The sequence below is a fragment of the Bradyrhizobium genomosp. I (2014) genome (genome assembly GCF_000261685.1).
GTDB lineage: Bacteria > Pseudomonadota > Alphaproteobacteria > Rhizobiales > Xanthobacteraceae > Bradyrhizobium.
Map to the genome: position 1 here is coordinate 1 of NZ_AJQE01000128.1, position 1,161 is coordinate 1,161.

General features: G+C 64.9%; 1 protein-coding gene and 1 pseudogene. One reads left to right on the top strand and one right to left on the bottom strand.

Translation table 11 applies throughout. The features are described from left to right. Positions 1–205 (bottom strand): annotated as a pseudogene (locus IC50_RS12240) (sensor histidine kinase); the annotation flags it as partial. Between the two features lie 108 nt (positions 206–313). Here IC50_RS12240 and IC50_RS12245 point away from each other — a divergent pair. After that, positions 314–1,117, top strand: coding sequence for an ABC transporter ATP-binding protein (locus IC50_RS12245; RefSeq protein WP_035704542.1), 804 nt, complete (start codon positions 314–316; stop codon positions 1,115–1,117). Positions 1,118–1,161: the final 44 nt, after the last annotated feature.

Sequence of the window (1,161 nt, forward strand, 5' to 3'; positions counted from 1 at the left end):
CGGTCTGAAGCGCCAGATTGAGCGCCGCCGACAGGGCGATGATGCTGACACAGGGGACGATCTCGACGTCGAACTCCAGTCCCTGTGCCACGATGAAGATCGCGGCGAGCTGACCCAGCACCGCGAGCCAGCGCAGCCGCAGGATCGTGTCCAGCCGGATATGCCGCTGCGCGTGGCGGAAGTCGGAATCGGCAATTTCGGTCATATCGGCCAATGTGGCGGCGCCTTCTCGGTCACAAACGCTGGGCTCGCGGAACCAGCCAGGAATTACAAGACTTGCGCTCTTCGCTGCAATAGCAGAAGAACGGCCAGCATGACCGAGAATGACAAGGCTTCAAGTCGGCCGACTGTCGCGGATCGCAGCTCGTCCGCGGCAATCGCGGTCGATCACCTCGTCAAGGTCTACAAGCAGACCCGCGCCGTCGACGGCATCTCCTTTTCGCTCCCGTGCGGCAGCATCACCGGCCTTCTCGGCGGCAACGGCGCCGGCAAGACTACGACCATCGCAATGATCATGGGCCTGGTGCTGCCGACCTCCGGCCGCGTGCAGGTGCTGGGGCATCGCATGCCCGAGGAGAGCGCGGCCGTGCTGGGCCGGATGAATTTCGAGAGCCCCTATGTCGACATGCCGATGCGGCTCACGGTGCGGCAGAACCTCACCGTGTTCGGCAAGCTCTATGCAGTGAAGAATCTCTCTGACCGCATCGCGAAGCTGGCCGCGGATCTCGACCTCGGCGATTTCATCGATCGCGCCAACGGCAAGCTCTCGGCCGGTCAGAAGACGCGCGTCGCGCTGGCGAAGGCGCTGATCAACCAGCCCGAGCTGCTGCTCCTGGACGAGCCGACCGCCTCGCTCGACCCGGATACTGCCGACTGGGTGCGCGCGCATCTGGAACGCTACCGCCGGGACAACAACGCCACCATCCTCCTGGCCTCGCACAACATGCTCGAGGTCGAGCGGCTCTGCGACCGCGTCATCATCATGAAGCGCGGCCGCATCGAGGACGACGACGCGCCGGACGCGATCATGGCCCGCTACAACCGCACCACGCTGGAGGAGGTGTTTTTGGACGTCGCGCGCGGCCGGGTGAACGGTGCGAAGGAGGCGGCGAGATGAGTGGCCCGCGGGTGCTCCTTTCGTCATTGCGAGCGAAGCGAAGC

Bases quoted from the DNA above. Each gene is read 5' to 3' on its own strand.
- IC50_RS12245 (WP_035704542.1), top strand. From the start codon at position 314: ATGACCGAGAATGACAAGGCTTCAAGTCGGCCGACTGTCGCGGATCGC.